The organism is Lentzea sp. NPDC058450, assembly GCF_042721395.1.
In the GTDB taxonomy this organism is placed as follows: domain Bacteria; phylum Actinomycetota; class Actinomycetes; order Mycobacteriales; family Pseudonocardiaceae; genus Lentzea.
On record NZ_JBHXLO010000003.1, the window covers coordinates 358,677 to 384,390 of the forward strand.

Annotated in this window: 24 protein-coding genes; 16 read left to right on the forward strand and 8 right to left on the reverse strand. The window is 69.3% G+C overall.

Annotation, left to right across the window (positions count from 1 at the left end):
• Window positions 1–18: 18 nt before the first annotated feature.
• Together ACFWNN_RS07895 and ACFWNN_RS07900 are read right to left on the reverse strand one after the other, a co-directional pair.
• Complete coding sequence (locus ACFWNN_RS07895) at window positions 19–855, reverse strand: hypothetical protein (protein ID WP_382439117.1); 837 nt, start codon at window positions 853–855, stop codon at window positions 19–21.
• A 194-nt stretch (window positions 856–1,049) separates the two neighbouring features.
• Window positions 1,050–2,540: a molybdopterin-dependent oxidoreductase gene (locus tag ACFWNN_RS07900; protein WP_382439118.1), complete on the reverse strand. Its 1,491-nt coding sequence runs from the start codon at window positions 2,538–2,540 to the stop codon at window positions 1,050–1,052.
• Window positions 2,541–2,636: 96 nt separating this feature from the next.
• Here ACFWNN_RS07900 and ACFWNN_RS07905 point away from each other — a divergent pair, with 96 nt between their 5' ends.
• Together ACFWNN_RS07905 and ACFWNN_RS07910 are read left to right on the forward strand one after the other, a co-directional pair.
• Window positions 2,637–3,368, forward strand: a complete 732-nt coding sequence (locus ACFWNN_RS07905; protein WP_382439119.1) for an anti-sigma factor domain-containing protein — start codon at window positions 2,637–2,639, stop codon at window positions 3,366–3,368.
• Between the two features lie 45 nt (window positions 3,369–3,413).
• The gene (locus ACFWNN_RS07910; RefSeq protein ID WP_382439120.1) at window positions 3,414–3,794 is read left to right on the forward strand and encodes an NAD-binding protein; all 381 of its coding nucleotides are present in this window, start codon (window positions 3,414–3,416) and stop codon (window positions 3,792–3,794) included.
• A gap of 69 nt (window positions 3,795–3,863) precedes the next feature.
• On the opposite strand, the gene ACFWNN_RS07915 is transcribed toward ACFWNN_RS07910, so the two are convergent.
• On the reverse strand, window positions 3,864–4,514 hold the full coding sequence (locus ACFWNN_RS07915; RefSeq protein WP_382439121.1) for a fasciclin domain-containing protein: 651 nt from the start codon (window positions 4,512–4,514) through the stop codon (window positions 3,864–3,866).
• Between the two features lie 280 nt (window positions 4,515–4,794).
• Between ACFWNN_RS07915 and ACFWNN_RS07920 the strand changes: the two genes are divergently transcribed.
• Window positions 4,795–6,519 carry a cytochrome c biogenesis protein DipZ gene (locus ACFWNN_RS07920; RefSeq protein WP_382439122.1) on the forward strand — a complete coding sequence of 575 codons (1,725 nt, stop codon included), beginning with the start codon at window positions 4,795–4,797 and terminating at the stop codon, window positions 6,517–6,519.
• A 14-nt stretch (window positions 6,520–6,533) separates the two neighbouring features.
• Window positions 6,534–6,854: a thioredoxin gene (gene trxA / locus ACFWNN_RS07925; RefSeq protein ID WP_382439123.1), complete on the forward strand. Its 321-nt coding sequence runs from the start codon at window positions 6,534–6,536 to the stop codon at window positions 6,852–6,854.
• A gap of 70 nt (window positions 6,855–6,924) precedes the next feature.
• On the opposite strand, the gene ACFWNN_RS07930 is transcribed toward trxA, so the two are convergent.
• Window positions 6,925–7,812: a hypothetical protein gene (locus tag ACFWNN_RS07930; protein WP_382439124.1), complete on the reverse strand. Its 888-nt coding sequence runs from the start codon at window positions 7,810–7,812 to the stop codon at window positions 6,925–6,927.
• Between the two features lie 189 nt (window positions 7,813–8,001).
• Between ACFWNN_RS07930 and ACFWNN_RS07935 the strand changes: the two genes are divergently transcribed.
• Entirely contained in the window at window positions 8,002–8,589 is a 588-nt protein-coding gene (locus ACFWNN_RS07935; RefSeq protein ID WP_382439125.1) for a snapalysin family zinc-dependent metalloprotease, read from the forward strand.
• A gap of 186 nt (window positions 8,590–8,775) precedes the next feature.
• Window positions 8,776–9,954, forward strand: coding sequence for a thiolase family protein (locus ACFWNN_RS07940; RefSeq protein ID WP_382439126.1), 1,179 nt, complete (start codon window positions 8,776–8,778; stop codon window positions 9,952–9,954).
• Window positions 9,955–9,960: 6 nt separating this feature from the next.
• Here ACFWNN_RS07940 and ACFWNN_RS07945 read toward each other — a convergent pair whose 3' ends face one another.
• On the reverse strand, window positions 9,961–10,431 hold the full coding sequence (locus tag ACFWNN_RS07945; protein WP_382439127.1) for a winged helix-turn-helix transcriptional regulator: 471 nt from the start codon (window positions 10,429–10,431) through the stop codon (window positions 9,961–9,963).
• A 63-nt stretch (window positions 10,432–10,494) separates the two neighbouring features.
• Window positions 10,495–11,727, reverse strand: coding sequence for a PucR family transcriptional regulator (locus ACFWNN_RS07950; RefSeq protein ID WP_382439171.1), 1,233 nt, complete (start codon window positions 11,725–11,727; stop codon window positions 10,495–10,497).
• A gap of 91 nt (window positions 11,728–11,818) precedes the next feature.
• Here ACFWNN_RS07950 and ACFWNN_RS07955 point away from each other — a divergent pair, with 91 nt between their 5' ends.
• The 5 genes from ACFWNN_RS07955 to ACFWNN_RS07975 are packed head-to-tail and all read left to right on the forward strand — an operon-like array spanning window position 11,819 to window position 18,314.
• The gene (locus ACFWNN_RS07955; RefSeq protein WP_382439128.1) at window positions 11,819–13,231 is read left to right on the forward strand and encodes an APC family permease; all 1,413 of its coding nucleotides are present in this window, start codon (window positions 11,819–11,821) and stop codon (window positions 13,229–13,231) included.
• A 19-nt stretch (window positions 13,232–13,250) separates the two neighbouring features.
• Window positions 13,251–15,185, forward strand: coding sequence for an amidohydrolase family protein (locus tag ACFWNN_RS07960; protein ID WP_382439129.1), 1,935 nt, complete (start codon window positions 13,251–13,253; stop codon window positions 15,183–15,185).
• A complete protein-coding gene (locus ACFWNN_RS07965; protein ID WP_382439130.1) occupies window positions 15,182–16,018 on the forward strand; it encodes a GNAT family N-acetyltransferase in 837 nt (278 codons plus the stop codon). The genes ACFWNN_RS07960 and ACFWNN_RS07965 overlap by 4 nt, the downstream gene beginning before the upstream one ends.
• Window positions 16,019–16,050: 32 nt before the next feature.
• Entirely contained in the window at window positions 16,051–17,133 is a 1,083-nt protein-coding gene (gene menC / locus ACFWNN_RS07970; RefSeq protein WP_382439172.1) for an o-succinylbenzoate synthase, read from the forward strand.
• Entirely contained in the window at window positions 17,130–18,314 is a 1,185-nt protein-coding gene (locus tag ACFWNN_RS07975; RefSeq protein WP_382439131.1) for a serine hydrolase domain-containing protein, read from the forward strand. Before menC ends, ACFWNN_RS07975 begins: the two co-directional genes overlap by 4 nt.
• A gap of 34 nt (window positions 18,315–18,348) precedes the next feature.
• Here the strand turns inward: ACFWNN_RS07975 and ACFWNN_RS07980 are convergent, their stop codons facing one another.
• Window positions 18,349–19,032, reverse strand: a complete 684-nt coding sequence (locus ACFWNN_RS07980; RefSeq protein WP_382439132.1) for a TetR/AcrR family transcriptional regulator — start codon at window positions 19,030–19,032, stop codon at window positions 18,349–18,351.
• Window positions 19,033–19,103: 71 nt separating this feature from the next.
• Between ACFWNN_RS07980 and ACFWNN_RS07985 the strand changes: the two genes are divergently transcribed.
• The 3 genes from ACFWNN_RS07985 (at window position 19,104) to ACFWNN_RS07995 (ending at window position 21,960) form a co-directional block, all read left to right on the forward strand.
• On the forward strand, window positions 19,104–20,228 hold the full coding sequence (locus tag ACFWNN_RS07985; RefSeq protein ID WP_382439133.1) for an FAD-dependent oxidoreductase: 1,125 nt from the start codon (window positions 19,104–19,106) through the stop codon (window positions 20,226–20,228).
• Between the two features lie 29 nt (window positions 20,229–20,257).
• The gene (locus ACFWNN_RS07990; protein WP_382439134.1) at window positions 20,258–21,136 is read left to right on the forward strand and encodes a LysR family transcriptional regulator; all 879 of its coding nucleotides are present in this window, start codon (window positions 20,258–20,260) and stop codon (window positions 21,134–21,136) included.
• Between the two features lie 101 nt (window positions 21,137–21,237).
• A complete protein-coding gene (locus ACFWNN_RS07995; protein WP_382439135.1) occupies window positions 21,238–21,960 on the forward strand; it encodes an SDR family oxidoreductase in 723 nt (240 codons plus the stop codon).
• 54 nt (window positions 21,961–22,014) lie between these two features.
• Here ACFWNN_RS07995 and ACFWNN_RS08000 read toward each other — a convergent pair whose 3' ends face one another.
• Window positions 22,015–23,094, reverse strand: coding sequence for an alcohol dehydrogenase catalytic domain-containing protein (locus ACFWNN_RS08000; protein ID WP_382439136.1), 1,080 nt, complete (start codon window positions 23,092–23,094; stop codon window positions 22,015–22,017).
• Between the two features lie 93 nt (window positions 23,095–23,187).
• Between ACFWNN_RS08000 and ACFWNN_RS08005 the strand changes: the two genes are divergently transcribed.
• Window positions 23,188–24,084 (forward strand): LysR family transcriptional regulator, encoded by an 897-nt coding sequence (locus tag ACFWNN_RS08005; protein ID WP_382439137.1) that lies wholly within the window; start codon window positions 23,188–23,190, stop codon window positions 24,082–24,084.
• Window positions 24,085–24,359: 275 nt separating this feature from the next.
• A complete protein-coding gene (locus ACFWNN_RS08010; protein ID WP_382439138.1) occupies window positions 24,360–25,580 on the forward strand; it encodes a lytic transglycosylase domain-containing protein in 1,221 nt (406 codons plus the stop codon).
• The last annotated feature ends 134 nt before the right edge of the window (window positions 25,581–25,714 follow it).

Here is a 25,714-nt window from a genome sequence, read left to right on the forward strand (position 1 = left end):
TGGGACTGACAGGGCTGATCAACTGGGATGACTTCGGCCGTAGTAGTAGCACCACGACCCGTGGACCTGATCTCCCGCAACCTCCGGGAGAGTGGCACCACGCGGACGGTCTCCTTGTCCTGACGGCAGATCCGCCGTCAGCTGGCTCGCCGACCCGCCGGTAGCGGCCGTTCCCGTCATCCCCGGTAACGCGAAGGGCATGTCGGGCAACGGTTCGGCGGGTGCGTTCGGCACCGGCGCCACGCCTGCCTCAGATCGTTCCTGGGGCGCAGGCTGTTTCGCCGAAGCCGCAACAGGATCGGTCCACGCCACCGGAGTGGCGAGTGGTTCGAGCGGAACCACCGGGTCCGGCGCGGGCGTCGGCGGCACCACCTCTGCCGGAGCAGAAGGCTTGTCCACCAACGGTTCCGCGGCACGCGCGACGACCGGGACGTCCGGCACCGCCCGCACCACCGGGGTGAGCAGCGGGCCGACCGCCGGTTGCAGCGGTGCGAGCACGGGCTCCACGGACTGCACGACCGGCGCCACGACCGGGTCCAGCACCGCGTTGAGCGGCTTCAGAACCGGCTTCGCCACGTCGTTCACCGGCGCGAGCACCGGTGCCGCGAGCTCGGTGACCGGCGAGAGCACCAGCTCTGCCTCGCGAACGACGGGAGCGGTCAGGTCGGAGACGCTCTTGGTCACCGGCGCGACCGCCTCTGTCACGGGCGACACCAGCTCGGTGACACCGCCCAGCAAGCCGGGCGAGTCACCGTCGTCAGCACTCGCGACTCCGGCCGAGAGCAGCCCGAACCCGAGCAGGAAACCACCCAGCAGTACCACCCGCCGGACGGTTCTCGTACACGTCGACTTCATGAAATCACCTCCCCTCGAACTTGAGGAGCACCCGTTCATCAGGTGATTCGAAGCCCTCTGCCACCCGGTTCACTCGAAAGTGGAAGAAATTCTGTTCTCGCAGCTCAACTTGTCAAAGAATATTGAAACATTAAATTCCAACTACTTTGCGCCACGAAATTCAATCCAAATGATCCACTCAGCGTGGCGAGCGCCTAGCCCGCCACCGAGGTGAAGACCATCGAGTGCCAGCCGGTCGCCCCGTCCGGGATCGGGGCGGCGCGGTCGTTGGTCTGGGTGTAGCCGTCGCGGTCCGTGGCACGGCATTCGACGGTGTGGTTGCCCGGCTCCAGGTCCAGCTCGGCACGCCACATCCGCCACGTGTCGACGTTGACCTCCTTGGTCAGCGTGGTCGGCTGCCAGGGCCCACCGTCGACCCGGACCTCGACGCGGTCGATGCCGCGGTGCTGGGCCCACGCGATCCCCGCCACGACGAACTTCCCGGCCGGCACCCGTTCGAACGACTTCGGCCGGTCGATCCTCGACATGGTCTTGACCGGGGCCTTCTTGGCCCACGTGCGCTGCGCCCAGTACGGGTCGAACGCGTCGAAGGTGGTGAGCTCCATGTCCACCAGCCATTTCGTCGCGGACACGTAGCCGTAGAGACCGGGTACGACCATCCGCACCGGGAAACCGCGCTCCAACGGCAGCGGCTCGCCGTTCATCCCCAGCGCCAGCATGGCGTTCGAGCCGGGCGCCATGATCGTCTCGACCGGGGTACCGCACGTCCAGCCGTCCACGCTGCGCGTCGCGAGCTGGTCGGAACCGGGGCGCACCCCGACCTCCCGAAGCAGTTCGGCCAGGTCCACGCCGATGAAGTTCGCCGTCGAGATGTACGGCCCACCGACCTCGTTGGACACGCAGACCAGTGTGATGGTCTTCTCCACCAACGGGCGCCGCAACAGGTCGTCGTAGGTCAGCACCATCTCCCGGTCCACCATGCCGTGCACCCGCAACCGCAGGTCCTCCGCGCGCAAACGGGGAATGCTCAACGCGGTGTCCACGCGGTAGAACTTGTCGAGCGGCGTCAGGAACGGCGGCGTGCCCTCGCGGGAGAAGTCGGCGTCGAACGGGATCTTCGGCGCGGTCTCGCGCGGCCGGAGCGTGATCGCCCGGCGGGACGCCTCGACGTCCACCCGGCCGGCGAGCAGCTGCCCGCCCACCGCGGCGACACCGGCACCCGCCGCGATCGCCGCGGTCGACAGCAGGAACTTCCGCCTGCCCGGCACGACAGCGGGCGCCTGCGACCACAACCAGCGGAACGCCGCGACACCGACGACCAGGCTCACGACCGGGGCGATGACTGCCCACGCGGTCGTCGTGGGCCGCGCCAGCACCGCGGCGATGCCCAGCAGTCCGAGCACACCCGCGAGGGCCATGCCCGGCCAGGGACTGCGGCGCGACACCAGACCGGCGACCACGCCCAGCACCGCGAGCACGACCGCCATGCCGCCGAGCAGCACCAGCTTGTCGTTCTCGCCGAACGTGCGGACCGCGAAGTCCTTCAACGGAGTGGGCGTCAGGTCGATCGCCGTGTTGCCGACCGCGAGGAACGGCGAAGCCAATGGGCTCACCAGCCCCGCGACGAGATGTCCCGCCGCCAGCGCGGCCGCCACAGACACAAGACCGACGAGGATGGAACGCATCGCTTTCACACCGATGATTCGGCACCGTTCGTTCACCGGATTGGTTCACTTCCATCGCACAGCAATCCGTTCGCCGATCAGTGTCGAAGCACCCGCGTGAAACCGGGAACGCCTAGTGCGATCAACCCGCACCTGCAGACCGGTGCCCACGCGCTCGGCGCGCTGCCGGAAGCCGAACGTGCCGAGTTCCAGCAACACCTGACCCGATGTCAGTCCTGTGTGGACGAACTCGCGGGGTTCACCCGGACCGCGGCCCTGCTCGGTGCCGCCGTCGACCGCATCTACCCGATGGCCCTCCGGCCTGTCGTGCTCGACGCGGTCCAGCTCGTGCACCAGGTACCGCCCGGCGCCGGCGTCAGGCCGGTCCACTCGCGGAGGCAGGGCTTCCAGCGGGCCGCCGCGCTCGTCGCCGCGGCCTGCGTGGCCGCCATGACGGTGGCCGGCGTGCATGCTTCGCTGACCAGTCCGGGAGTTCGTCCGGTGACCGCTCCCCCGCGCACCAAGACAGGTGATCTGCTGGCGGCTCCGGACCTGCGGCTCCTCTCCGCAGCGAACCAGACGGGCACCGCGGCGGTGTCGGCAGCGCGCGACGAGATGCTGTTTCTGGCGAACGGCCTGCGCACGTTGCCGCACGACCGCGCGTACCAGTTGTGGCTGGTCGACGCCCGCGGACCGCGGTCGGCCGGAACGGTCCTGCCGGGGACCGAGGTGACGTCACTGCTGGTGAGCGGACTGGGAGGGGCCGACGAGGTCATCCTGACCGCGGAACCGGCCGGTGGGTCGCCCAGCCCGACGGGCGCACCGGTGGTCACGATCGCGCTGCGCTGACCTCGGCGGCCAATCCGGTTCGAGGCGTGCGCCGAATCCCTGGTCGTGACCGATCACATCCTCGTCATCGGATACGGCGACGCCGGCCGCGCCGCCGTGAACGCGGTCCTGGCCTCGCAGCCGGACGCGCGACTGACCGTGCTCGACACCGACTACCTCGCCGTCGCCGAGGCGACCGCGAACGGCGCCACCGCCGTCGTCGGTGACGGGCGGGACAGATGCGCGCTCGACGACGCCGCCGCCGACCTCGCCGATCGGGTCATCATCGCGGTCCCCGACGACCTCAACGCGTTCATGATCACCAGAGCCGTGCGGCCGATGAACCCCGACACCGTGATCGTCGTCGTGATCCGCGAGCCGGAGAACCACGTGGTCTTCGAGTCGGACGGCACCGTGACCATCCACAACAGACCGTCCGGCCGCTAGACGGGAAGACTCCGGAAACCGCAACACAGTGCGGTTTCCGGAGTCGCGGTACGGCTACCCCTGGAGATGTCAGGCGGGGAGCAGCACCGAGTCGATCAGGTACACGGTCGCGTTCGCGGTGTGCACGCCGCCGCAGATCACGTTGGCGTCGTTGACCTTCAGCGCGTCCTTCGTACCCGTGACCTTGACCGTGCCGGTCTCCACGGTCTTCTGGTCACCGACGATCTTGTCGGGCGAGATCTGACCCGGGACGACGTGGTAGGTCAGGATCTTCGTCAGCAGCGCGTCGTCGGTCTTGAGCTTCTCGATCGTCGCGGCGTCGATCTTCGCGAAGGCGGAGTCCACCGGTGCGAAGACGGTGAACTCGGCGCCGTTGAGCGTCGAGACCAGGTTGACCTTCGGGTTCAGCTTGCCGGAGACGGCGCTGACCAGCGTCGTGAGCAGCGGGTTGTTCGACGCGGCGACCGCGACCGGATCAGCGGCCATGCCCGACACGGAACCGGCACCCGACGGAACCTGCTTGGCGTAGTCGGCGCAGCCGGGGCCGACGAGGTCGCGGGCCGGGTCCATCGCGGCCGCGGACGAGGCGGTCGTGGTGGGGGCGGCCGCGGTGGAGGAGCTGCCGCTGCTGGCCATGTCACCCGAGCCGCACGCCGCGCCGAACAGGGCGAGCGAGACGGCGCCGACGGCCAGGACGGTGTTGCGAACGGACTTGTTCATGACGAGACATCTCCCAGGAGTGTTCGGCCTGTTGATGCCGGTGATTCGCCACCCCCGCGACAGCGGATGGGTCTGGTTATCGACCTGTTACCAACGAATCCGCGCATCTGACGTGACCAGGAGAAACGCCCCGGCGCAGGGCTTCAGTCCACAATCGACGGTCGGCGTCACCCGATCGGTGGGGGTGCGAAGTGTTTCGCCCGTGCCGGCAATCCGCGGTGCCCACTGCCCCGAAGCACTGGCACCAAGCACTTTCGCCACACTCCAGTAGGGCTCCCCCATGTTGACCCTCGCACTGATCGGTCTGATCGGCGGCCTGGTCACCGGCATCTCGCCGTGCATCCTCCCCGTCCTTCCCGTCATCTTCTTCTCCGGCGGCACGCAGAGCGCCCGCACGACGGACTCCGGCTCCGGGGTGGCGGTGGCGACCAAGCCGGCGTCGCGGGCGCGGCCCTACCTGGTCATCGCCGGGCTCGTCGTCAGCTTCAGCCTCGTCACGCTGTTCGGCTCACTGCTGCTGACCGTGCTGAACCTGCCGCAGGACGTGCTGCGCTACGCCGGAATCGTCGTGCTCGTGCTGATCGGCATCGGCCTGATCGTGCCGCGCTTCGAGCAGTTGCTGGAGAAGCCGTTCACCTGGATTCCGCAACGCAACCCGGACGCGAGCCGCGGCGGCTTCACCCTCGGCCTCGCCCTCGGCGCCGTCTACGTGCCCTGCGCCGGACCCGTGCTGGCCGCCATCACCGTCGCCGGCTCCACCGGCCGGATCGGCACCGAGACCGTGGTGCTGACCCTCACGTTCGCGGTCGGCGCCGCGATCCCGTTGCTCATCTTCGCGTTGGCAGGCCGTCGCGTAGCCGAACGCGTGCGGGCCTTCCGCAAGCGCCAGCGCGGCATCCGCATCACCGCGGGCATCGTCATGATCGCGCTCGCGATCGGCCTCGTGTTCAACCTGCCGCAGCTGCTGCAGCGCGCGATCCCCGACTACACGGCGTCGTTGCAGGACAAGGTGAACAACTCCGAACAGGTCAAGAGGGCACTGAACCTCGGCGGCCTGGTCAACGACCAGAACAAAGACCTCGACAAGTGCTCCGACGGCGCCCCCGAACTGGAGAGCTGCGGCACCGCACCCGACCTCACCGGCATCCAGCAGTGGATCAACTCCCAGCCGCTGGAGCTCAAGGCGCTCCAGGGCAAGGTCGTGATGGTCGACTTCTGGGCCTACTCCTGCATCAACTGCCAGCGCTCGATCCCGCACGTCGTCGCCTGGGACAAGGCCTACCGCGACGCCGGACTCCAGGTCATCGGCGTGCACTCACCGGAGTACGCGTTCGAGAAGGAACCCGCGAACGTCGAGGCCGCGACGAAGAACTTCGGCATCACGTACCCGGTCGCCCTGGACAACAACCTCGGCACGTGGACCAACTACCGCAACCGCTACTGGCCCGCCCACTACCTGATCGACGCCTCCGGCACCGTGCGGCACATCAAGTTCGGCGAAGGCGACTACCAGGTCACCGAGAAGCTCATCCGCCAACTGCTGAACGACGCCAAGCCCGGAGTCCAGCTGCCCGCGGCCACCGAACTGCAGGACGACACCCCGGTCATCGCCGACATCACCCGCGAGACCTACCTCGGCTCCACCAAGCGCGTGAACTTCGCCGGCACCGAGGAGTACACCAGCGGCGAGAAGTCCTTCCAGTTCCCCGAAAAGCAGGACACGGACAGCTTCGCGCTCAACGGTGACTGGAAGCTCGACACCCAGTCCATCACCCCCACCGGCGACTCCGGGCAGATCAAGCTCAACTACCGCGCCAGGGAAGTCCGGATGGTGTTGTCCGGCAAGGGAACCGTCACCATCCAGGACTACGGCAAGACCACGACCATCCAGGTCGACGGCACCCCGAACTCCTACCAGCTCATCTCCACGCCGACCATCCAGGGCGGCTCGCTCACCGCGACCGTCAGCTCCGGCGTCCAGGCCTTCTCCTTCACCTTCGGATGATCAGGACCAGCATCATGCAACTCGCCGACGTGACCACGGATTCCTTCGACACCACCGTTCTCGGCTCCGACAAGCCCGTGCTGGTCGACTTCTGGGCGCCGTGGTGCGGCCCGTGCAAGCAACTCAGCCCCGTCGTCACCGACCTCGCCGAAGAGCACCAGGACAAGATCTCGGTGGTGAAGGTCGACATCGACGCCCACCCCGACATCGCCGTCCGTTACCAGGTCCTCAGCATCCCCACGCTGATCCTGTTCTCCGGCGGCGAACCCGTCGCGACCCTCACCGCACCCCGCAACCGCGCCACCATCGTCAAGGCGCTGTCCACCTGGCTCTGAACACCGGCAGAGACGACGCGACCCCGAGTGCGGGCCGGCCGCACGGTTCACGACAATTCCTGACGTGCGCCTACTCCCATTCCCAGCGAATCCCGCACTCACCTGATCCGGCATTCTCCTCGGCCAGCAGCGCGGTGTGACCGTCGATCACACCGATTTCTTTCTCGGTCCGATTCCCCGACGAACTCTGGAAGCGGTAGCACCGCACCGGCAACCGCGCCCGGTCGAAGTTGACCTGGGCTACGTACAGCCCGATCGGGCGCGTGATCGCCCTGAAGTACTCGTCGTCGTTCGCCGGTTCGCCGACGACGGCCTTGTACTCGATGACGAAGGCCTCGCCGCGCAGGTACGTGCGGTCGAGCAGGAGCTCGGTGCCGGCCAGCCCGTTCTCGTGGTCGCGGTGCACCCGGCCGAGCCGGCACCCCCTGACCGGCACCGTCCGCACGGAGTCGACGTCCTGCCCGGGGACCGCGAAGTAGACCGCGCAACAGCGGTTCAGGCCGTCAACCTCGGCCTCGGCCATGAACCGCGTGCGCACCTCGCGCAGCCCGCCGTCGGCCGTCAGCTCGACCTGGTCCTCGACGAACAGGACGCGCACTCCCTCCAGCGCGACCGGCCGGAGTTCCCCGATCATGCCGGAGACGGCATCCCACCTGGGGGTGGCGTCGTACCGGGCGCCGCCACCGAGCCTGCCGCGCGGGCGTCTGGGCCCGAGCAGCGCGAACAGCGTGCCCGACGGCAGGTCGAACATGTCCTCGAGCGCCCTGACCGCGCGCAGCGAGTCGGCGTGTTCCGGCCGGTTGCGCCCCTGCTGCCAGCTGCTCAGCGTCGCGATCCCGACGATGACGCCCCGGCGGGCGAGGCGGGCCTGAACGCCCTGCAGGGTCAGCCCGCTGTCGCGAATCGCGCCCCTCAGCGCCGTACCGAACTTCGACGACGAACCCGTGCTCGCAGTCATGCCACCTCCGCTGTCGAGGCAGTCGCGATTTCACTGGAATTCCAGAGTATTTCCAGACATTACCACGACATAGGGAGTTTCCACATCGTCCGTTCGCCATTTTCCGAACGCCGGCGCCCAATGCCTTGCACACCGCTACTCGAACATTAGCGTGAAGGCGCATCATCCCTGCGAAGTACGGAGATCGACTTGTCCATTCGCAAATTACTCACGGCGGCGACCGGGCTGACCATGCTGGCTCTCGTCGCCGCACCGGTCACGGCGACAGCGGCCCCTGCGGAGTCGACCGTCGCGGTTCGTGCGATCACCGTCAGCGGCGGCGCCGAGTACAGCCAGTACGTCGGCCAGGCGACCCAGATCTGGAACTCGCACGTGCCGAACATCCGCATGTCCCAGGTCGGCTCGGGCGGCAACATCACGATCACGGTGGGCAGCGGCGGCGGCTCACGCGCGTCCATCGGGCACGGTTCCGGATGGATCTTCCTGGACCGCCAGCAGATCAACCAGGGGTACTCGCCGTTGCGCGTGGTCACGCACGAGATGGGCCACAGCCTCGGCCTGCGCGACAACTACAACCGCGACTGCTCGATCCTCATGTCCGGCGGCAGCGCCGGCACCAGCTGCCGCAACGTCAACCCGAGCGCCGCCGAAGCCAACTGGGTCAACCGGAGCTTCGCCGGCGGCAGGGCCTCGACGGCCTCGACGACGGACGAGGTCGCGGTGTGGTCCGGCGACTGCTGGGCGACACCACCCGCGTATGGCCAGAAAGCCGCGTGATGACTGAAGGCCGCCCCTCCTGAGCGCGGCCTTCTCCCCGGTCAGGACGATCTCTGGTGCAGGGGGTCGTCCTGACCGGCCCACCCGGCGACGCGCCACCACCTGACTTGGCTTCTGTGAAGTTAGCGGTTAGCCTCGTGGCTGACTAGCACCCAGCAAAGTCAGCTCGCCGCAGCAGGAGGACCCATGAGCACCGCGAACGCTGTCATCGTCGACGCCGTGCGCACACCGCTCGCCAAGGGAAAGCCCGGCGGCGCCTACTCGGACGTCCACCCGGTCGACCTGCACAGCACGGTCCTGGCCGCGCTGGTGGAACGCACCGGCATCGACCCGAGCCTGATCGACGACGTCATCAGCGGGGCCGTGGGCCAGGTCGGCGAGCAGTCCGGCAACATCGCGCGCTGGTCCGCGCTCGCCGCGGGATTCCCCGAGTCGGTGCCAGGCGTGACGGTCGACCGCCAGTGCGGTTCCAGCCAGCAAGCCCTGCACTTCGCCGCTCAGGGCGTGATCGCCGGCGCCTACGACCTCGTGATCGCGTCGGGGGTCGAGTCGATGAGCCGCATCCCGATCGGTTCACAGACGCTGGGCAAGGACTTCGTCGGCCCCGCGGTCAGCGCACGCTACGAGAACGGTCTCGTCCCTCAAGGCATCAGCGCGGAACTGATCGCCCAGCGCTGGAACCTCTCCCGCACCCAACTGGACGACTTCTCCGCGCGATCCCACGAGGCCGCCGCGGCAGCGTGGAAGAACGGAGCGTTCGACCAGCAGACGACCCTCGTCAACGACCTGCGGGCAGACGAGACGATCCGCCCGGACACGACCGCAGAGGTCCTGGCCGGACTCCGCCCCGCGTTCCGCACCGACCACTGGGCCACGCGCTACCCGGACCTGGACTGGCGCACCACCGCGGGCAACAGCTCACCGGTCAACGACGGCGCCGCCGCCGTCCTCGTGGCCAGCGAGGAAACGGCCGCACGACTGGGACTCCGCCCCCGCGCGCGCCTGCACTCGTTCGCCGTGGTGGGAGACGACCCGGTGCTCATGCTCACCGGAATCATCCCCGCCACCGCCAAGGTCCTGACCCGAGCCGGACTGTCCCTGAGCGACATCGACGCCTTCGAGGTCAACGAGGCCTTCGCCTCGGTAGTGCTGGCGTGGCAGGCGGAAACGGGCGCCGACCTCGGCAAGGTGAACATCAACGGCGGCGCCATCGCCATCGGACATCCACTCGGCGCCTCGGGCGCACGCCTCATGACGACCCTGCTCACCAACCTGGAACAAACGGGCGGCCGCTACGGCCTCCAGGTCATGTGCGAAGCAGGCGGCCTCGCCAACGCGACGGTCATCGAGCGACTCGACGACTGACACCGGTCAGCGATTGACCTGAACCGTCAGGTCCTCCGCCGTCAGCGATGCGTCCTCGCGCGTCCCGACCCGCACGGCCACCGGCTCCCCGGTGGCCGTCGACACGACCCGGAGCGGCCCGCCGTCCTCCTGCAGGTAGGCGTCCCCCCACTGCATGAGCGCGACGATCACCGGAAGCAGCGCGGTACCCATCTCGGTCAGCACGTACTCGTGGCGGGTCCGGTCGCCCGGCTCCTGGTACGGCCGCTTCTCGAACACACCGGCGTCGACGAGCTCCTTGAGCCGCTTGGCCGCGACGGACTCCGTGATCCCGACGCGCCGCGCGAAGCCGTCGAACCTGGTGGTCCCGTAGAAGGCTTCGCGCAGGAGCAGCACGGCCGACTTGGTGCCGACGATCTCCAGCGCCATCGCGATGGAGCACCGGTCCCGCTGCCACTGGTCCAGTTCGGACAGTGGCCCCTGCATCCGCATGGGCATGCGACCAGGGTACCCCCTGACTTCAGTCGAACATACCCAGCCGCCACCAGAACGCCGAGCCGGTCAATGCCGGCCCATCGATTCGATTCCCTCCACGGCCACTCGCGCGAGACGCAGTTGAAGCCAGCAGGAAAGCCGGTCGTCCGGGTGGCCGAGCGGGTCCACCCCGAACAGTTCCGGGATGCGACGGAGGCGGTACTTGAGGGTGTTGGGGTGGACGGCCAGCCGCTGGGAGGCGTCGCCGATGTTGCAGGCGGCTTCCAGCCACGCGGTGACCGACGCCGCGTACTGGGTGCGGTGCAGGCGATCGTGCTCGACCATCGCCTCGATGCCCGGATGACGCAGCCCGGGGTGACGGGTGAGCTCGTCGGACAGGTGCGTGAGCAGCACGCCGGCGTGGACCTCGCCGAGCGTGGCGACCGGTCTCCCGTCGTGACCGGCGGTGGTGACGCGGAGAATCGCGTCCACCTCGCCGCGCAACGACGGCACCTCCGCGGTGTCGTGCGTCGTGCGGCTCAGCGCGCAACGCACGGACGAGTCCAGCGTCCTTTCCACGGCCGCGACCGCCTGCTCGGCAAGCCGCCGAGCGGTCGCGGGTGGGTCGTCGAGCAGCAGGACGTAGACGCCGCGGTTGATCGTGGCGACAGGAGCTTCCGCGGACACCGCAGCCCAATGTCGTGCGACGGCCGCGCTCAGTCCTATGTCGTGACGAGCGCCGTGGTCCGCGTCGACGGCCTGAGCGAACCCGAGCAACGTCAGCCGTGGCGGGTCCGGCACGCCGAGCCGGACACGCGTCTCGTTCGCATCGTCGTTGCCCAGCAAGGCGTTGCGCAATACTCCGTCACGCCCGTGCCGGTCAAGCGCCGATGGTCGGTGATGGCCGAGCAGGAGAGCCGCGGCCAGGCGGGCGCCGTCGAGCAGTGCGGACTCACCTGAGTCGGTCAACGGCGCGTCGCCCTCGATCGCCCAGATCGTGCCGAGTGGTCGCGCTCCCACGCGGATAGCGACGGCGGCGCGCGGCAACTCGTCCGCGGCCAGCACGGGCAGCCGCAGGACTCCCTGGGCCGCGAGCACCTGTTGGTACTGCTCTCGCTGCTCGGGCTGGTCGGGGACGCGACGCTCCAGGATTCCCTTGCGGCGCAGGTCATCGATCCGTTGCTGTGGGAGCGACGAGTAGGCGAGCACGCGGTTGTCCAGGTCCTCTATGGACACAGATCCGCCGATGACCGCCGCCATGGCGTCGGCCAACGCGTAGAGCTCTTCGCTGGTGCCGCCCACCGTTGGCGATTCCGGCATCTGCACCGCCGCAGTATAGGCAGTTCCGCCAACGACAAGGCACTCCCCGAGACCTGAGAATTCACAAGATCTCGGAACGGGAGGTACCGCCTTGACCACCGCAGCACCGCTGTTGCGTCAACTGCTGAGACGCAAACCCGTTGATGCCTTTCTCGCATCAGGAGCAGACGACAACGCCGGTCTGCGCCGTTCCCTGGGCACGTTCCAGCTGACGATGATCGGCATCGGCGGCACGATCGGCACCGGGATCTTCTTCGCGCTCAACTCGACCGTGCCGAAGGCCGGGCCGGCGGTGATCCTGTCGTTCGTCATCGGCGCGGTCACCGCCGCGCTGACCGCGTTGTGCTACGCCGAACTAGCCTCCGCCGTCCCTGTCGCCGGGTCGTCGTACTCCTACGCCTACGCGACCCTCGGCGAACTCGCCGCCGTCGTGGTCGGCTGGTGCCTGCTGCTCGAGTACGCCGTCTCCGGCGCGGTCATCGCGGTCACCTGGGGCGAGTACCTCAACGACCTGACCGAACGGCTGTTCGGCGCCCAGATGCCGGCGGCCGTCTCGGCGCCGCCCGGCGGCGGTGGGTACGTCAACCTCCCCGCGGTCGTCCTCGTCGCGCTGTGCAGCCTTCTGCTGGTCCGCGGCGCCAGGGAGTCTGCCGTGGTCAACACCGTGATGGTGCTGCTCAAGCTCGGGATTCTGACGCTGTTCGTCGTCGTCGGAGCGTCCGGTTTCGACGCGGGGAACCTGCACCCGTTCGCCCCGCTGGGCGTGGCGGGTGTCGGCGTGGCGGCGGCGACCATCTTCTACTCGTTCATCGGCCTGGACGCGGTCTCCACGGCGGGTGAGGAGGTGCGCAACCCGCGCCGCACGCTGCCGTTGGCCATCCTGTTCTCGCTGTTGGTCATCACGGCGGTGTACGTGCTGGTCGCCGTGGTCGGCATCGGCGCGCAGCCGTGGACGGAGTTCGAAGGCCAGAAAGCCGGCCTCTCGGCGATTCTGGAGAAGGTCACGACGGCAGGATGGCCGGGTCCGGTGTTCTCGGCGGGCGTGGTGGTCTCGGTCGTCAGCGTGATCCTGATCGTCCTCTACGGACAGACGCGCATCCTGTACTCGATGGGGCGCGACGGAATCGTGCCGCCGGTCTTCTGCCGGGTCGAGCCACGCCGGGGCACGCCGGTGGCCGGCACGCTCGTCGTCGGCGGGTTCGTCGCGCTGGTCGCCGCGGTCGTGCCGCTCGAACAGCTGGCGAATCTGACCAGCATGGGCGCTCTGGTCGCCTTCGCCGTGGTCTCCCTCGGCGTGATCATCCTGCGCCGCCGGGAACCCGATCTCGAACGCGGCTTCTCGGTGCCCGGCTACCCGGTGGTGCCCCTGCTCTCCATCGGTTGCTGCGGCTACCTGGTCTACCAGCTTCCCGCCGACACGTACCTCCTGTTCGGCGGCTGGCTCCTGGTCGCCTTCGTCGTCTACGCGCTCTACAGCCGCCACCACTCGCGGCTCGACGCCTGACCGAAAAGGAATCTCCACCATGCAAGCGAAGTCACGACGGCGCTGGGCGGTCGCGCTGGCCGCCGGTCTCGTGCTCTGCGTTCCCGCCGAGGCGAACGCCGCGCCTCCCCCGCTCCGGCTCGACGCGATCATCCACGGCGGCACGGTGTTCGACGGCAGCGGAACGCCCGGCCGCATCACCGACGTCGGCATCAAGGACGGTCGCATCCACCGGATCGGTGATCTCGGCCGAGTCAGCACGCGCATCACGTACGACGCCACCGGCCAGTACGTGTCGCCTGGCTTCATCGACGTTCACGCGCACACCGAGACCGGGTCGCCACTCGTGAGCGCGAAGAGCTCGCTCACCCAGGGCGTCACCACCGAAATGCTCGGCCCGGACGGTTTCGGCACCTACGAGATCGACAAGCAGCTGAACGAGCTCGACCGGGCCGAGAAGGGCATCAACGTCGCTCCCTACGTCGGTTTCAACACCGTGTGGGCGGCCACGATGGGTGAGACCGACACCAGGCCGACCGCGGCGCAGACCACCCAGATGCGCGACCGCGTCGAAAGCGCGATGCGCCAGGGCGCCTGGGGAGTCTCCAGTGGACTGGGCTACCCACCGGCCTCCTACGCGCGTACGAACGAAGTGATCGACGTCGTGCGCGGGGCACGTTCTTGGCGTGCGTTCTTCAGCGACCACATGCGCGACGAGACGAACCTGGTCGTCGAGTCCACTGTGGAGGACATCTCGATCGGCAGGGCCGCCGGGCTGATGCCCGAGATCACGCACATGAAGGTCGCCGGCCCGCTCAACTGGGGCAAGTCGGCGACCATGCTGGGCCTGCTCGGTGAGGCCAGGGCGTCCGGCACGCACGCCGGCGGCGACGTCTACCCGTACACGGCGGCCTCGACCGGCCTGGACTTCTACGTCCCGGGCTGGGCGAAGGACGGCGGCACCACCGCGATGCTCGCCCGCTTCGCCGATCCGGCACTGCGCTCGCGCATCGACGCGGAGACCACCGCGTTCGTGATCGACGACGTCGGCACCCCGGACAAGGTCTCCATGCCGGAACTGGCCAACAAGTCGCTCGACGCGTTCATGGCGGAGTACGGCGGCGTGACGATCGGCGAGGCGATCATGCGAATCCTCGCCGCGCACAACGGCTGGGTCCTCGCCGTCATGCACATCGGCTCCGAGGACGACCTCTCCCGCTTCCTGACCGATCCCTTCATCGCGTTCTCCTCCGACGGAGGCGTGACGGAGTCCGCGGAGACCCACCCCAGGCACTACGGCAGCTATCCCCGTGTGCTCGGCCGGTACGTCCGCGAGCGCGGTCTCCTGACGTGGGAGGAAGCGATCCGCAAGATGACCGGTCTCCCGGCGACGATGGTCGGCGTGGTCGACCGCGGCTTCCTCGCCGAGGGCATGGCCGCGGACGTGACGGTCTTCGACCCCAGGACGATCAGCGACCGCGCGACGTTCGAGAACCCGAAGCAGTACTCCGTCGGCGTGCGCTGGGTGTTCGTCAACGGCGAGCTCGCGCTGATCAACGGCGAGCCGACCAAAGCCGGTGCCGGACAGGCGTTGCGGCGGGCGTCGAGCATGCCGACCCGCGCGCAGAACGTCGGTCGCGACCTCAAGGCGACCGCGACCGGCTTCGTGGGTTCGCCGAACGGGCGCGGCGGCACGGTCGTCGCGGCCGCGCTGGCTCAGCGTTCCACAGCTCCGGCCGCCACCGGCGCGATCGTCGTCGCCGGCCCGGCAGGCGTGCTGCACTCGGTCCGGCTCGGCAGGCTGCAGACCGCCGACGGGTGGTTCACCGTCAGCGGGATCGGCAGGCTCGCGGGCGGTGCCGAACGTGCGTTCACCCTCACCGTCGACAACCGAGATCCGCTGGCGGACAAGGGAGAACGGCGGGCCACGGTCCAGATTGCGGGCTTGCCGACGATCTACGGGCGGCTGACGTGACGATCGAGGCAGGACCGACCAGGGACGCCGTCCAGGCCGCCTACAAGGCCTCCCGCCTGGCCGGTGTGACCGTGCGGGAGCTGCACAGCACGGACGAATGCGTGGACGCGGAGGAACTGCTCGCCGCGGTGTGGGGCGCGCCCGTCAACGCGGCCCCGTTCCCCGCCGATCTGCTGCTGGCCCTGCAGCACAGCGGAGGTTGCGTGCTCGGGGCGTTCGCCGAAGAGACGATGGTGGGTCTGACGGTCGGAGTCGCCGGAGAGCCCGGGTCCCACCGGCTGCACTCGCTGATCGCCGCGGTGGTGCCCGGGCACGCCGGCCGCGGCATCGGGATGGCGCTCAAGCAGACCCAGCGACTGTGGGCGCTCAACCGCGGCGCGACCACCATGGTGTGGACGTTCGACCCGCTCGTGCGGCGCAACGCGCACTTCAACCTCAACCGCCTCGGAGCCCTGGTCACCGACTACCGCAAGGACTTCTACCCGCCGATCAACGACGCGGTGAACAAGGCCGACCACACCGACAGGTTCGTCGTCGCCTGGCACCTGGTCACACCCGCGCCGCTCCTCGTGGTGGCCGAGCTGGGACCTCGCGTGCTCGGCCACGACACCGACGGCGAGCCGACGATCGTCGACGTGGCCGACGAACCCGTGCTGCGGGCCTGGATTCCCCAGGACGTCGAAGCGATGCGCAGGTCCGATCCCGCCAAGGCGAAGCGGTGGAGGATGGCACTGCGCGAGGTCCTGGACCGAACCTGGGCACGCGGCTACAGCGCGGCCGGCATCACCGGCGACGGGTGCTACGTCCTCGTTCGCGGGGAGCAGGTCTCGTGACCGGAGTCCAGGTCGAGCTGCGCACCGTGCGCATGCCGCTCGTCCGTCCATTCAGGACCGCACACGCCTTCGAGACGGTCCGGGAGCTGTTGCTGCTGCACTGGATCGGACCGCACGGTGAGGGGTGGAGCGAGTGCGCCGCCGACCCCTCCCCCGTCTTCTTCGGCGAATACCTCGACGGGGCAAGGCATGTCATCGAGCACGTCCTGCTTCCGCGACTGGGAACAGCCGAGCGGATCACGGCGGCGTTCGCACGCGAAGCGATGCGGCGAGTGCCCGGCAACGTGCTCGCGAAGGCGGCCGTGGAGACCGCCGTCCTGGACGCGGACCTCCGCGGTCGCGGAGTGCCCCTGGCCGATCACCTCGGCGGCGTGCGGCAACGGATTCCGGTGGGTGTCTCGGTCGGTATCGCGACCAGCATCGCCGAACTCCTGGAGTGGGTGACGGCTCACGTCGCCGAGGGCTACGGCCGGATCAAGCTGAAGATTCGACCGGGGTGGGACGTCGAGCCCGTGGGCGCCGTGCGCCGGGTCTTCGGTGACGAACTGCTGCTCCAGGTCGACGCGAACCAGGCTTACGGCAGCGCCGACCTCACCACCCTCCAGGCGCTGGACGACTTCGGCCTTCTCCTGCTGGAGCAACCGTTCCACGCGGACGACCTCGTCGCCCACGCACGGCTCGCCGAGCGGATCACCACCCCGATCTGCCTCGACGAGTCGATCACCAGCCTCTCCGGCGCCGCCACCGCGATCGCGCTGGGCGCGGCCCAGGTCATCAACATCAAGCCCGCCAGAGTCGGCGGCTATCTCGAAGCGAGAGCGATCCACGACTTCTGTCGCGCTCAAGGCATCCCGGTGTTCTGCGGCGGCGTCCTCGAGACGGGCATCGGCAGAGCAGCCAACCTGGCCCTCGCGGCGTTGCCCGGCTTCACCCTGCCCGCCGACATCTCGGCCACCAGCCGCTACTACGCGCGCGACATCACCCAGCCGTTCGAACTGACCGACAGCCACCTCGAAATCCCGTCCGGTGCGGGCAGCGGCGCGATCGTCGACGAAGACGCCCTCGCCGCGGTCACCACCGACATCCGAACGATCAACCTCCAGGAGCAACGATGAGCGGCAACATCCCACGCCGTACCTTCCTCGTGGTCACCGGTGCGGCGGCCGCTGCCGGCGCGGTGACGGTTCTCCCGATCTCCGCGACCGGCGCACCTCGGGACGACCTCCGCCAACGGCTCGACGCGGCGCTGGCACGGTCCACCGCGAAGTACGGGGACCTGGGCGCCCAGGCCGTCGCGATCCGCCAGGGCCAACCGGTGTGGACGGCCCACCGCGGCAAGGCGATCATCACCCCGTCCAGGCCGGTGGACGACAACTCGATGTTCGCCTACGCCAGCCTCAGCAAACTGCTCGTCGCGGCGTTCGCGCTGTCCCAGGTCGAGAAGGGCGTGATCGCTCTCGACACCCCGATCTCCACTTACCTCAGCGACACGGTGGCCGGCTCACGGGTGGTCACGCCCCGGATGCTGCTCACTCACACCGCCGGCTACCCGGACGTGTACGCGGATCCGGCGGTCGAGCCGTTGTTCCCGCCCGGCGCGCGGTACGACCCGAACCGGCCCTACACCTTCGAGATGCTCAACGCGGGTATCCGCCAGCCGGTCAATCCGGGCAGGCGCTTCGACTACTCCAACACCGGCTACCACGTCCTGGGGCAGGTCCTGGTCAAGACCGCCGGAGGGGTGGACGCGTTCCACCGCGCGTTCCGGCAGTTCCTTCAAAAGGCGGGCACCGCGCAGATGCCGTTGACCGACGCCATGATCACCGCGGAACGTTCACCGCAGGCGTTCTCGCGCTTCGTGCACGGCTACACCCGCGAGGAGAACGGTTCCCTGCAGGACTTCTTCACCGCGTACGGCGCGACGGGCATCCCGACCGACCTCTACGGGCTCCCGTTCACCGACGGACTGGTCGCCGGCACCGCCACCGGTGTGGGCATGGTGCTCGACGCGGTGTTCGCGTGCGACAGGCTGCTGCGGCCCGCGACCGTGCAGCAGATGGTCAAAGCCAGCCCGCAGTCGGGTTCCGACCCGATCTTCAAGGGCTATGGGATGGGCACCTATCCGCAGACCGTGGCCGGGCGCACCTGGCAGGGCCACGGCGGCAGCTACGTCGGGTTCAACTCGATGGCCGGCACGGACAGGTCCCGTGGCATCACGGTCGCCGTCGTCGTCAACCACCTCACGGACGATCGCGCGGCCGAGGTGATCTGGAAGGAACTCGTCAAGACCGTCTGACGTCTGGCTGAGGGAGTGGGCGCGCGTCGATGCATTAACGCTTGCGATGGACCTCCACGACTCCAGCGACGACGATGTCCACACCGGACAGGAACTGCTCCTGGTCGTCGTGATCGCGGAGCTGACCGGCGACCGCCCGCACGAAGGGGTACTCGTCAGGATCGAGCTGCTCCCACGCCGACGCGACCGACTCGACGTAGTCCTCGCGTTCCACGACCTCGCTGTGCACGGTCTCACGGTTGGCCGCGTTCTGCCCCGCCGCGCCCAGCACGTAGTTCACGAGCGCGGACGTGGAGTTGAACCAGGCCTCCTCGGGCACGCCGAGCGTGCGGACCTGCTGCCCGAAGCTCTCCCAGATGCGCGGCGCCACCGTGTTCAGCGGATTGCGCGCGAACTGCGTGGCGAGCTGCGCGCCGAGCCACGCGTGCCGATCGATCGCTTCGTACAGGCCGAGCGCCACGGCTCGGATCCGCGCTTCGGGTGTCCCGCTGTCGGGTGGTGTCGAGAGCGCGATGGACACGACGGCGTCGGTGGCGGCGTCGAGGAGTTCGTTCTTGTTGGCGACGTGCCAGTAGATCGCGCCGGCACCGGTGGCCAGGTGAGCAGCGAGGGCGCGGAAGGTCAGCCCGCTCACACCGTCCGCGTCGAGGAGCTGAACGGCCGCCTCGACGATCCGCTCCCGGGAGAGGGCGTCCGTGCGCCGGGTCCGTGATGTCACGCACTCAGTTTGACACGTCTGGAACCTCGTTCCAAGATGGAATGGAACAACGTTCCAGAGGAGGAGTGGTCATGAGCACGGAAGTCACGATCATCGGAGCGGGCGTCGGCGGGCTCACCCTCGCCCGCGTGCTGCACGTCAACGGCATCAAGTCGACGGTGTACGAGGCCGACGCCTCCCCCACGGCCCGCACCCAGGGCGGACAGCTCGACATCCACGAGCACAACGGGCAGATCGCCCTCGCCGCCGCGGGACTCACCGAGGAGTTCCACGCGATCATCCGCCCCGGAGCCGAAGCCCACCGGGTGCTGGGCTCGGACGGCACGGTCCTGCTCGACCTGGCCGACGACGGCACGGGACACCGTCCGGAGGTGCTGCGCGGGGACCTGCGGCGGATCCTCCTGGAGTCGCTGCCCGAGGGCACGGTGAAGTGGAACCACAAGGTCACCGCGATCAGCTCGCTGGGCGGGGGCCGCCACGAGATCACGTTCGCTGACGGCACGACGGCGACGAGCGACCTGCTCGTCGGCGCCGACGGCGCCTGGTCCAAGGTCCGGCCCCTGCTCTCGGACGCGTGGCCGGAGTACTACGGCACCTCCTACGTCGAGACCTACCTCTACGACGCCGACACCGTGCACCCGGCAGCGGCGAAGGCGGTGGGCGCCGGCGCGATGTCCGCCCCCACCCCCGGCAAGGGCATCCAGGCCCACCGCGAAAGCGGCGGCGTGCTCCACACCTACGTCGCGCTCGAGAGGTCGTCGGAGTGGTTCGCCGAGATCGACTTCACCGACCCCGCCGCGACCACCGCGGCGATCGCGGCCGAGTTCGAGGGCTGGGCACCCGAGCTCACCGCCCTGATCACCGACGGCCAGACGCCGCCCGTGCTCCGCCCGATCAACGCCCTGCCCGGCGACCACCGCTGGGAGCGCGTGCCCGGTGTCACCCTGCTCGGCGACGCCGCCCACGTCTCGCCTCCCAACGGCGAAGGCGCCAACCTCGCGATGCTCGACGGCGCCGAACTCGGCCGGTTCCTCGCCACCCACCCCGGTGACGTCGAAGCCGCTCTCGCCGCCTACGAAGCAGAACTGTTCCCGCGCAGCCACGCCGAAGCGGAAGAGGCCCGCCGGGACTTCGAACTGATCGCTGGCGCGGGCACGCCCGGCACGATCGTCGCGCTCATCGGCGGCGCCGAGTAGCCGGCGACCGTGCGGAAGCGGATCCTCACGTGGCAGACCTGGACCTCCGTCGGCTGAGGTACTTCCTCGTGCTCGCCGACGAGCTGAACTACGGCCGCGCGGCCGAACTGCTGCACATGGCACAACCAGCGCTCAGCCGGTCGATCGCCACACTCGAACGCGAGCTGGGCGTGGAACTGTTCCAGCGGTCACGCACAGGCACTCGCCTGGCCCCCGCGGGAGAACTCCTGCGCGACGAGGCGCGCCACCTGCTGCGCTCCGCCGAAGTCCTGCAGCGGCGCATCCGGGTGGCCGAGCGCGAACGACGGAACATCACCATCGGGTTCATGCCCGGCCTCATCCTCACCCCGGCGGTGCGTGCCCTGGAGACGCGGTTCCCCGGTCTGCGCGTAGACGTGGTGCGGAGCTCGTGGACCGATCAGATCATCGGGGTGCGGGAAGGCCGGTTCGACGCGAGCTTCGCGCAACGGCCGTTCGACGACGAGGGCATGACGGTCGTCGAACTGCACGCCGAACACCGCGCGATCGTCCTGCCGAGCGAGGACCACCGAGCCGGCCGGGGCGAACTGCGGCTCGCCGATCTGGCCGGAGACCTGTTGCTGCAACCGGTCGAGGCTGTTCCGGGCTGGCCGGGCAGGGTGGTGCTTCCCGCACCGCCCCCTGACGGGACGGCCGCGATGTCACCGACGGTCGAGGAGAAGCTGGAGTCCGTCGCCGCGGGCCGGGGCGTGGTGGTCGTTCCGGAGTCCACCGCTCGCTACTACCGCCGGCCCGACCTCGCGTTCGTTCACGTCGCGGACCTTCCCCCGGCGGCCGTCTGCCTGGTGTTCGAGTCCAGCCGGAACTCCGTCGTCCTGCGGGCACTCGCCGAAGTCGTCGAGGACGTGTTCGCAGACGGCGCTCCGTGACGGCTGATGCCTTCAAAGCATCAGGCGATGAGCAACCGGTCTTGGACACCGCGGCCCGCGGAACGGAGGGTGGAAGCAGTTACCGGGAAAGGAAGAACATCGTGGCTCTCTCCACTTCGGACCGAATCGTCGTCGTCGGCGGCACCAGCGGCATCGGCCTCGCCGTCGCCCAGGCCGCCGCGGCCGCCGGACCTCAGGTGATCATCGGATCCCGCTCGGAGCAGTCCGTCCAGCAGGCCCTCGGCGACCTGCCGGAAGGCGCCCGCGGACTGCAGGTCGACGTGACGTCCCCCGGCTCACTGGCGGCGTTCTTCACCGAGATCGGCCCGTTCGACCACCTCGTCTACACCGCCGGTGACGCCCTCGTCCGCGGCGTGATCGCGGACTACGACCCGTTGCAGGCCCAGAAGTTCTTCGACATCCGCCTCTTCCGCGCCCTGGACACCGTCCGCAGCGCGCTGCCGACCCTGAACCCCTCGGGCTCCGTGACGTTGACCAGTGGCGCGGCGGCGTTCCGCGGCGGAGCCGGCAAGCTGCTCGGCACCACGGTCAGCGCGGCGGTCAACGCGGCCGCCGTCTCACTCGCCGTCGAACTCGCCCCGATCCGCGTCAACGTCGTGGCGCCGGGAGTCGTGCGCACGCCGCTGTGGGCGGGCATGCCCGAGGAGGCACGCGAAGGCCTCTTCACCATGGCCGGTGGCGGCACACTGCTGGGCCGCGTAGCCGATGCAGAGGACGTCGCACGCGCCTACGTGAGCTTGATGGACCAGGACTACGTCACCGGAAACGTGGCCGTCCTCGACGGCGGCAGCATCCTCAAGTAGCAGCTCGCCGGCAACATCGACATCCACACGAGCGCGGTGCCCGAGATCGGCTTCTCAGGCCTTCGGAACGAGGACGGTGCGGTCGAAGGGGCCGCCGTTCGCGGCGGCGTGCGCGAGTGCCTCGTTGATCCGGTCGAGCCCGAACCGGGTGATGCGCTCGGCCGTGAGGTCCAGGGCGCCCGAGGCGATGAGGCGGATCATGCCGACGTTCGCCCTGCGCGGGTACATCCACTGTCCTCGCACGGTCACCGAGTTGCGCATGATCCAGGGGTACGGCAGGGCGAAGTCCTCGCCGCCGAGCATGCCGACGCCTCCCATCAGCACGACCCGGCCGTACTCGCGCACGGTCATGGCCGCCGCGCGGGCCGCTGTACTGGGTGCCTGCGGTGGCAGGAGATCGAGCACCAGGTCGATCGGGCCGCCGGCCGCGGCGATCAGGGCGGTGCGGTCGGCATCTTCGTCGCCGGTCAGCTCGACCGGTGCCACCCGCGCACCGAAGCGGTCGGCGAGCAGGTCCAGGGTGGCGCGGTTGCGGCCGGGGGCCACCACACGCCCGGCTCCCATCGCGAGCGCGACGGCCACGGCGGCGCTTCCGAGGTTGCCGGTCGCTCCGCTGACCAGCACCGTCTCACCGGCTTCGAGCGCGCCGGCCAGCAACCCGCCGTACGGGATGGTGTAGGCGGTCAACGCGGACCAGCGCACCGGATCGGCGGTCACCGGCAGCGGGTAGGCGTTCTCCGTGGGGACGCGCATGAGTTCGGCGAAGGCACCGTCGTGCAGATGCCGTGCCAGCTGTGCGCCGCCTTCGCCGCGTGAACTCCAGCCCTGCAAGGCGATGTCCGGCGTCAGCGCGTCATCGCGGGCGCGCACGGTCGAGTCGCACCACACCAGATCGCCCGCCTTCAGCTTCGTCGCGTCCGGTCCCGCCAACACCACACGGCCGACGCCGCCGACTCCGGGGATGATCGGCAGCTCGATCGGGTAGCGCCGTTCTCCGCTGAAGACCTCGTTCGCGTAGGGAGGGACGGACGTCGCGAGAACCTCCACCAGCACCTCGCCGCCTCCGGCTCGTGGGTCTGGCACGTCGTGCACGGTGAGCGGGTGGCCGAGGGTGGTCAACGTCGCTGCTCGCATGTCAGGAACTCCTTCAGGTCTGTACCTCGAAGCTAGGTCGGGACTCTCCATGCGGGAAGCGAAGATCAGACATCTCTGCTATGCGTAGTAGGCATGGACCTGTCGAGCACGAATCTGCGGGTGCTGTGCCAGATCGCCGAGTCGGGCAGTTTCACCGCGGCCGCCGCGGAACTGGGGTACACGCAGTCCGCAGTCTCCCGTCAGGCGATCGCCCTCGAACGCAGCGCGGGCGCCACGCTCTTCGAACGACGACCCGACGGCGTACGGCTGACCTCACAAGGACTCACCCTGCTGCGCTACGCCCGCACGATCCTGGCCTCGGTCGACGCGGCAAGCCGCGACCTCGCGGGCGAACCGGGCACCGCGCGGGTGAGACTCGGCGTGGTCCCGAGCGCGGGCCCGGTACTCCTGACCGCGGCCCTCGACCGCCTCGCCGCGACGGCACCCTGGATCCAGGTCACCACCCGCGAAGGCACCACACCCGCCCTGGTCCGAGCGCTGCGCAGCGGTTCGATCGACCTCGCCGTGCTGACGTCCCGCCCGCCGCACCGGCCGCCGGACGGCGAGTCGCCGGGCCTGCACCTCACGACCGTGCAGGACGTGGAACTCCTCGTGGCGGCTTCTGCGAACGGCCAGTTCGCCGGCCGCACCTCAGTGCACGTCGACGAACTCCTCGACGCCTCATGGATCTCCACGCCTTCCCCGAGTTCCGAGCCACAACTCGGGGTGTGGCCGGGCCTGCCAGGCCGTGCCCGAGTGGCCCACGGCACGAAGGACTGGCTGACGAAGCTCCACCTGGTCGCCGGTGGTTTCGGCATCACCACCGTCCCGGACCCGATGACGGCCGTACTACCTCCCGACGTCATCACCCTGCGCGTCGAGGGCGCCCCACGCGAGGTCCGCCGAATCCTGGTGGCCCGAAGTCCCGGCGCGGCAACCCAAGCCATCACCGCGGTCACTGTCGCACTGACGGCGGGCTACCCGCGTTAGGTCCTGGAGATAAGAGTGGACAACAAAGCAGGGCCTTCCTATCCGATGCGGAAAAATGGCGTTCGGCCTGCCACATGAGGAATCCTTCCGCGACTCGAAAGCGACGACGACGAGGTCCATCAGACCACTCCTCCGAGGGATTCAGACGCCTTCCTGCTGCGGTCACCTGCGGACCGCTGGTAAATGAATGAAGCACGAACGTTTGCTCGTTCTGGCCACGACAGGGAGTGCAAGTGTTTCGCAAATCCCATTCACGTCAGCATTCGCCGAGAACGGTGGGACTCGCTCTCGCGTTGACGGTGCTGACCGCGGCGGGCGCAAGCACGCTGGAACACCCCGCCGCCGAGACCGAGGTTCCCCGGTCGCCCGACGAAGGGCCACGCACGGCATTGAGTTCGGCGGACTGGTTCGACCGCTCCGAACGCATGCCGAACCTGGCCCCCATCACCGAACGGCCCGCGCCGGGGGCGATCGCGCTCGCGGCCGCCTCGACGCCGACCAGGTCCTCACCGGTCTTCGGCCCGCTCCTCACACCGGTCGCCGGCTCCCAGGGCATCCCGGCCAACGTGCTCGCCGCCTACCAGGCCGCCGCCGAACTCATGGCGAAGACGTCGTCGCGGTGCAACCTGCCGTGGCACCTGCTGGCGTCGATCGGCCGCATCGAGTCCGGCCACGCTCGCGGTGGCCGGGCCGACGCCGCGGGCACGACCAGTCCGGCGATCCTCGGGCCGGTGCTCTCGGGCGGGCCTGGCATCGCGGCCATCCGGGACACCGACGGTGGGCGCTGGGACGGCGACGCCGCCTGGGATCGTGCGGTGGGGCCGATGCAGTTCATTCCCGGCACGTGGGCCCATTACGGCACGGACGGCAACGGAGACCGGATCGTCAGCCCGCACAACGTGTTCGACGCGGCCGCGTCGGCGGCGAAGTACCTGTGTTCCGGCGGAATGGACCTGTCTCGTCCTGGAGACCTGCGGGCGGCCGTGTTCCGCTACAACCACTCCGAGTCGTACGTGCGGACGGTGATCGCGTGGAGTGAGGCCTATGCGACGGGTACGCGCGTGGTGCCGGCAGCGCTGGTCGGCCACGTGGTCGACCAGACGGCCCGCCCGCCGGCGCCCGCCGCCGCACCGGCCGCTCCGAAGCCCGCCGCCGAGACCGTCGCGGCACTCCCGGCGCCTGCGACCACCACACCGGCTCAGGCGCCTCGACCGGCGGCATCGCCCACGCAGGGAACAACACCCACCACGGCCACGTCGTCAGCGAAGCCAGAACCCGCGGTCACCACGCAGGCGAAACCCGAGCCGCCCAAGCGACCGGCTTGGACAGACGCTTCCGCGGCGTTTCTGAAGGTGTGCTTGAAGTTCTTGAGCCGCGGGCACAAGGACACGCCCGCTCACGCCAAGCGATGCGCGGCCACCGTCGAGGAGGCGATCGCCGCCGGAGTCATCACCGAGGAGGAGGTCGAAGCGGCGAAGCAGGCCAAGCCGCGGTAGACCGCACGTACGAGCGTGGGGGCCGTGCCCGCCGGGTGGCGGCGGCCCGCCCCGGAACTGCCCGGAGCCTGAAACCCCCACCAACGATACACCGAGGGCGGGGAGGCCCCCCCACAAGGGCGTCCTGGCCGAGG

Excerpts from the sequence above, each read along its gene's own strand:
- ACFWNN_RS07895 (WP_382439117.1), bottom strand. The coding sequence starts at position 855 with ATGAAGTCGACGTGTACGAGAACCGTCCGGCGGGTGGTACTGCTGGGT.
- ACFWNN_RS07900 (WP_382439118.1), bottom strand. The coding sequence starts at position 2,540 with ATGCGTTCCATCCTCGTCGGTCTTGTGTCTGTGGCGGCCGCGCTGGCG.
- ACFWNN_RS07915 (WP_382439121.1), bottom strand. The coding sequence starts at position 4,514 with ATGAACAAGTCCGTTCGCAACACCGTCCTGGCCGTCGGCGCCGTCTCG.
- ACFWNN_RS07920 (WP_382439122.1), top strand. The coding sequence starts at position 4,795 with ATGTTGACCCTCGCACTGATCGGTCTGATCGGCGGCCTGGTCACCGGC.
- trxA (WP_382439123.1), top strand. The coding sequence starts at position 6,534 with ATGCAACTCGCCGACGTGACCACGGATTCCTTCGACACCACCGTTCTC.
- ACFWNN_RS07930 (WP_382439124.1), bottom strand. The coding sequence starts at position 7,812 with ATGACTGCGAGCACGGGTTCGTCGTCGAAGTTCGGTACGGCGCTGAGG.
- ACFWNN_RS07940 (WP_382439126.1), top strand. The coding sequence starts at position 8,776 with ATGAGCACCGCGAACGCTGTCATCGTCGACGCCGTGCGCACACCGCTC.
- ACFWNN_RS07945 (WP_382439127.1), bottom strand. The coding sequence starts at position 10,431 with ATGCCCATGCGGATGCAGGGGCCACTGTCCGAACTGGACCAGTGGCAG.
- ACFWNN_RS07950 (WP_382439171.1), bottom strand. The coding sequence starts at position 11,727 with ATGCCGGAATCGCCAACGGTGGGCGGCACCAGCGAAGAGCTCTACGCG.
- ACFWNN_RS07960 (WP_382439129.1), top strand. The coding sequence starts at position 13,251 with ATGCAAGCGAAGTCACGACGGCGCTGGGCGGTCGCGCTGGCCGCCGGT.
- menC (WP_382439172.1), top strand. The coding sequence starts at position 16,051 with ATGCCGCTCGTCCGTCCATTCAGGACCGCACACGCCTTCGAGACGGTC.
- ACFWNN_RS07975 (WP_382439131.1), top strand. The coding sequence starts at position 17,130 with ATGAGCGGCAACATCCCACGCCGTACCTTCCTCGTGGTCACCGGTGCG.
- ACFWNN_RS07985 (WP_382439133.1), top strand. The coding sequence starts at position 19,104 with ATGAGCACGGAAGTCACGATCATCGGAGCGGGCGTCGGCGGGCTCACC.
- ACFWNN_RS08000 (WP_382439136.1), bottom strand. The coding sequence starts at position 23,094 with ATGCGAGCAGCGACGTTGACCACCCTCGGCCACCCGCTCACCGTGCAC.
- ACFWNN_RS08005 (WP_382439137.1), top strand. The coding sequence starts at position 23,188 with ATGGACCTGTCGAGCACGAATCTGCGGGTGCTGTGCCAGATCGCCGAG.